General features: G+C 41.9%; 4 protein-coding genes and 1 CRISPR repeat array. All 4 genes read left to right on the top strand.

What is annotated here, in order from left to right:
• Window positions 1–1106: a CRISPR direct-repeat array (repeat unit 30 nt; unit sequence GTTCCAATAAGACTTTAAAAGAATTGAAAG).
• A 264-nt stretch (window positions 1107–1370) separates the two neighbouring features.
• The gene (locus PWP39_RS09665) at window positions 1371–2720 is read left to right on the top strand and encodes an ABC transporter substrate-binding protein (protein ID WP_288073577.1); all 1350 of its coding nucleotides are present in this window, start codon (window positions 1371–1373) and stop codon (window positions 2718–2720) included.
• Window positions 2721–2752: 32 nt separating this feature from the next.
• Window positions 2753–3628 carry a carbohydrate ABC transporter permease gene (locus PWP39_RS09660; protein WP_042699081.1) on the top strand — a complete coding sequence of 292 codons (876 nt, stop codon included), beginning with the start codon at window positions 2753–2755 and terminating at the stop codon, window positions 3626–3628.
• Window positions 3629–3638: 10 nt separating this feature from the next.
• Complete coding sequence (locus tag PWP39_RS09655; protein ID WP_042699077.1) at window positions 3639–4448, top strand: carbohydrate ABC transporter permease; 810 nt, start codon at window positions 3639–3641, stop codon at window positions 4446–4448.
• A 4-nt stretch (window positions 4449–4452) separates the two neighbouring features.
• The coding region (locus tag PWP39_RS09650; RefSeq protein WP_288073575.1) for a glycosyltransferase at window positions 4453–5551 on the top strand (1099 nt) is incomplete at its 3' end.

The following is a 5551-nucleotide window of genomic DNA, read 5'->3' as shown; positions in this document are numbered from 1 at the left end:
GTTCCAATAAGACTTTAGAAGAATTGAAAGCGAAATTTTCTTTTTCAAAATCAACCCTACACAACCATGTTCCAATAAGACTTTAGAAGAATTGAAAGCCGTATATCTCTATTAAGCCTTCTTCGGGCTTCGCTACGTTCCAATAAGACTTTAGAAGAATTGAAAGAGCTTATTTAAAATCATCGCCGACCGTCCCCAATTCCGGTTCCAATAAGACTTTAGAAGAATTGAAAGTGTATCAGGAGGTAATGGTTCTGTTAAAAATAAGTCGTTCCAATAAGACTTTAGAAGAATTGAAAGTAAGGAGATGGAGAAACAGCTAAAAGAGGCAGAGGAGGTTCCAATAAGACTTTAGAAGAATTGAAAGCAAAGTAAAACGCCTCCTCTTTGCCATGATAACGGTGTTCCAATAAGACTTTAGAAGAATTGAAAGCCGGTGGTGTTTGTGCTAGTAAACTGCTGTACCGCTACGTTCCAATAAGACTTTAGAAGAATTGAAAGACAGCTTCAAAAATATTCTTAGTTGGTTACTTTGCACGTTCCAATAAGACTTTAGAAGAATTGAAAGAATTGCCGGACGGCACGAAATACGGCGACAAATATAGGTTCCAATAAGACTTTAAAAGAATTGAAAGAATAATACAAGAACAACACGCAGTTGCGAACTTAAAGTTCCAATAAGACTTTAAAAGAATTGAAAGCCATGTAAAGGGCTAATACGGCAAGAACCCCCAGAGGTTCCAATAAGACTTTAAAAGAATTGAAAGATGATAACCTCTAGAGTTTCGCTCGGCGTATAAACGAGTTCCAATAAGACTTTAAAAGAATTGAAAGCTATCTGATCACAAGGCACATCGTGGAATTTTCCGTCGTTCCAATAAGACTTTAAAAGAATTGAAAGAAGTTTTGGAGAGACCGCTTAATTGCCATAGCCTATGCTGTTCCAATAAGACTTTAAAAGAATTGAAAGTTTAATGAGCGCAGATATAGACGTTAAGGACTTTAACGAGTTCCAATAAGACTTTAAAAGAATTGAAAGATACATAGACACAGTCAAGAAAAGGAAAAATAGAAACGTTCCAATAAGACTTTAAAAGAATTGAGTATGAGCCTTTCTTCCCTGTTTCTGCTCCTATAGTAGAAGACATGGCTTCTTCTCCATAATGATTATGTTAAACTGTCTGTTAACTTGAGAGCTCATTTGCAAAAACATCACAAAGAGAATCAGGAATTGGAAAAATCGAAGAGCTAACATTAATGTATACCCTAGCATTGTATGTACACATATGTTCAGAAAAGCTTATATATGAAGTTGGTTGTTAATTTACTGAAAGTACTATATACTACTACAAGTACATGAGGTGTTAAACATGAGAAAATTAATGTTTGTCATGTTGCTCCTTGGAATTTTGGGTTTTAGTGTAATAGCAAGTGGGTGCATTGGGGGTGGCAAAACAACTAGCACAGCAACACAAACACAGTCTTCAAGCCAAGAAGAACAGAAGATTATTGAACTCGAATTCTGGCATGGGATTGAAGCCCCAGAAAACCAAAAGGTTCTCGAAGAACTAGTCAACAAATTTATGGAGAAACACCCAAACATTAGGATAAAGATTGTCAACTATGGAGCCCAAGATAAGGCTGTTCCAAAGATTATGGCTGCTGTACAAGCAGGCACTCCTCCAGATCTTGTATGGTTGAACCCAGCTCAGACTGGCTTTTTTGCAGAAGCAGGAGTTTTAGCTCCTGTTGAGGATTTCATAAAGAACGACCCGTCATTTAACAAGGATGACATATACGAGGGGCTCTGGGAGCTTGGAACATACAAAGGAAAGATATATACGGCCCCCTTTGATACAAACAACTTGGCGATTTATTATAACAAAGAGCTCTTCAGAGAAGCAGGTCTCGACCCCGAGGCATATATGGGTAAAGCCTTAACTTGGGAGGAATTTAGAGAACTTGCAAGAAAACTCACAAGGGACAAAGATGGAGACGGTGAAATAGATCAGTACGGCTTTATGGTTCCTTTTGGTAGATATGAGTGGACAGCCTGGACTTGGGAGGTTTTCTTATGGTCAGCAGGCGGAGAATTACTTGATGAAAATGGAAAACCTGCATTTGCAAGTGATGCTGGAGTTAAGGCACTTCAATACTGGGTCGATCTTGTTTACAAAGACAAAGTTGCTAAGCTTAGCGAACCCAATGCAGGTTACAAGCTAGATGACTTCTTTGCTGGAAGGGTTGCAATGACAATAAACGGACCTTGGAACTTCCCAGTCCTTAAAGAGCAAAATTGGCTCGACAAGGTAGGAGTTATGCTAATGCCCTACGACAAAAGAATTGCAACAAACATTGGTGGTGAGAACCTGTTCATCTTTAAAACTACACCTGAGAGAGAAAAAGCCGCTTGGGAATTTGCAAAATACATTATGAGTCCTGAATTCCAGGTCACATGGGCTTTAAAAACTGGGTACCTTCCAGTTTGTAAGAGCGCTGCAGAGGATCCAGAATACAAGAAATTCCTTGAGGAGAATCCCTTCATTAAGATTTATGTAGAAAACTTACAGTACGGAAAAGCTAGACCACCAGTTCCACAATACCCAGATATGTCTGCCGCAATCGGTGAAGCAATTGAAGCAGCGCTACTTCAGAAGAAAGATCCAGCCCAAGCATTAAAAGAAGCACAGGAAAAAATAATGTCGTTATTTGGTTCTTGATACTTCTCTTCTAATTTTTTGGAGGGAGAAAAATGGCAATCCGGGAATTCAAACAACAACTTGAAGCCTACATGTTTTTAAGCCCGGCACTTATAATCATGTTATCATTTCTTGCTTATCCTGTAGTCTATTTAGTGTACATCAGTTTTTTTGACTGGAGAGGGCTAGGAGGTAAGGAATTCGTTTTTCTGGAGAATTATAAAAATATCTTGACAAGCCCTGAATTTTGGAATGTATTTAAGAATACTCTGGTTTATTTGGCGGGAGTTGTCCCAACCACAATGGTAATATCCCTCTTTCTTGCTGTTTTCTTAAACTCAAAAATAAGAATGAGGAGCATATACAGAACATCAATATTCTCTCCAACTGCAATATCTTTTGTTGCTACAGGGATAATTTGGGTTTGGATGTTTAATACAGATTATGGTCTCGTTAATAGAGTTCTGGAGTATTTTGGAATTTCAAGTATAGACTGGCTTAGAAGTACACGGTGGGCTATGGTCGCCGTCATAATAGCGACGGTATGGGCAAGGGTTGGATATTTTATGGTCATTTATTTGGCAGGGCTTCAAACAATTCCCGAAGATTACTATGAAGCTGCCAGCATAGATGGTGCAAACTCACTTCAGAGGTTCATTAAAATAACACTGCCTCTGCTAAAGCCAACTCATGTGCTCGTTCTTGTTATGCTCACGATTTTCTCTTTCAGAGATTTCGACCAGATATATGCTATGACTGGAGGAGGCCCTATGATGTCAACTACAACGCTTGCGTATTACATATACGTGCTAAGCTTTGAGCGCTTTAGATTTTCCCAAGGAGCAACTGTGGCAGTGATACTCCTAATTCTTGTCCTCTTTGTTCAGTATCTCCAGAGAAAGGCGTTTGGGGAGGAAGCAATATATTGAGGTGGGGGATATGAAGTGGAAAAGTATTGTAATTCACGGGATTATTTTGGTCGTGGTTATAATAGTCTTAATCCCAATCATATGGACATTTTTCACATCACTCAAAGACCCGATAGAGATCGCTCAAGGGGGGCTATTGCCCAAAGTATGGCACTGGGAAAATTATAAGCTGGCATGGGCCCAAGGTGAGTTTCCAAGAAAGTTCCTAAACAGTTTAATAGTAGCTTTCACAGTAACGCTGGGTCAGGTTATAACATCGGCAATGGCCGGATATGCCCTTGCCAGAATGGAATTCAAAGGCAAAGACCTGATATTCAGTATTGCAATAGCAACAATGCTTCTTTCAGAGCAGATAATTATTGTACCCTTGTACCTAATATTGGCAAAATTAGGATGGATCGACAGTTACAGGGGACTTGCAATTCCATGGTTTTTTAATGGATTTGGAGTGTTCTTATTCAGGCAGTTCTTTTTAACAATTCCAAGAGACATAGAAGAAGCTGCTATAGTAGATGGAGCCTCGAGATTTAGGATACTTTGGCAGATAATGCTTCCGCTGGCAACTCCTGCAGTGTTAACGCTTTCAATGTTCACGTTTATAGCAGAATGGAATTCTCTTTTCAAATGGCTAATCTTAACAAAATCTCCGGAGATGAGAAACGTACAGCTAGGCCTTATTATCTTCCAAGAGCAATTTATAGCCCAGTATCATCTCTTAACTGCCGCAACAATACTTGTATCACTTCCCTCGATACTACTGTTCCTTATCGGACAGAGGTACTACATCAAGGGTATTGCTACAACAGGAGTTAAGGGGTGAGGTTATGAGGGTAGCTATGATAACTCCCCATGGTGACCCACTTGGAAAGCTTGGAGAACCCGACACTGGTGGACAGTGTGTTTATGTCAAGGAGCTCAGCAAACACCTCGGAAAGCTCGGAGTTAAAGTGGACATATTCACGAGGCAGAGGGGCGGAAGAAAGGAGGTAGAGCACATAAACGAGAACGTCAGGGTCATCAGGATAGAGTGCGGGCCCGAAGGATTCATCCCCAAGGAGAAGCTTATGCCCTACCTCCCGGAGTTCACAGACAGGGTCTCGGAGTACTTCGAGAGGGAAGCCTATGACGTCATTCACACCCACTATTGGGATGGCGGCTTCGTAGGGATGGAGCTCAAGAAGCGCCACGGGGCTAAAATGGTTCACACCTCCCACTCGCTTGGAATACTAAAGGCGAAGGCCTTAGGAGACTTTGAGCCCTATAAGGAGAGGATAGAGCTTGAGAAGAAAATCTACGAGACGAGCGATGCCATAGTAGCAACGACCGAGATTGAGAAGAACGACATAGCAACCCTCTACGAGATACCAAGAGAAAAAATCCACGTGATTCCCATAGGCGTGGACACAACATTCTACAGGCCGATGGGAGAGAAGGGAGAGCTGAAGAGGGAGCTTGGCCTCCCGGACGTCCCTCTGGTGTTTGCACTAGCGAGGCTCGACCCGAGGAAGGGGCTCGACCTCCTCATAAAGAGCGTCCCGTACATAAGGGAATACTACTCGGGGGACTTCCTCGTGCTCATAAGCACAGGTACTGGAGCGAAGGAAGAGGAGAAGGAGATGAACAAGCTCCTAAGCCTTATCGAAAGCCTCAGGGTGAAGGAGCACATCAAGATAATCCCCGCCATAGAACCCAGAGAGCTTGTTCCTAAGTACTACTCCGCGGCGGATGTCTTCGTATTGTCTTCTCCCTACGAGCCCTTCGGGATAGTTATGCTCGAAGCAATGGCATGCAAAACAGCTATCGTAGCCACTAAATTTGGAGGGCCGGCGGAGGTTCTCCAGGACGGATACGACGGCTTCCTGATTGACCCGAGGGACTCAAGGGAGATGGGGAAGAAAATAGCGTTCCTCCTTGAGGACAAGG

Origin of the sequence: Pyrococcus sp. (genome assembly GCF_030153625.1) — an archaeon.
Taxonomy (GTDB): Archaea; Methanobacteriota_B; Thermococci; order Thermococcales; family Thermococcaceae; genus Pyrococcus; species Pyrococcus furiosus.
This window is presented reverse-complemented; position numbering and strand designations above follow the sequence as displayed.

Bases quoted from the DNA above. Each gene is read 5' to 3' on its own strand.
- PWP39_RS09660 (WP_042699081.1), top strand. From the start codon at position 2,753: ATGGCAATCCGGGAATTCAAACAACAACTTGAAGCCTACATGTTTTTA.
- PWP39_RS09665 (WP_288073577.1), top strand. From the start codon at position 1,371: ATGAGAAAATTAATGTTTGTCATGTTGCTCCTTGGAATTTTGGGTTTT.
- PWP39_RS09655 (WP_042699077.1), top strand. From the start codon at position 3,639: ATGAAGTGGAAAAGTATTGTAATTCACGGGATTATTTTGGTCGTGGTT.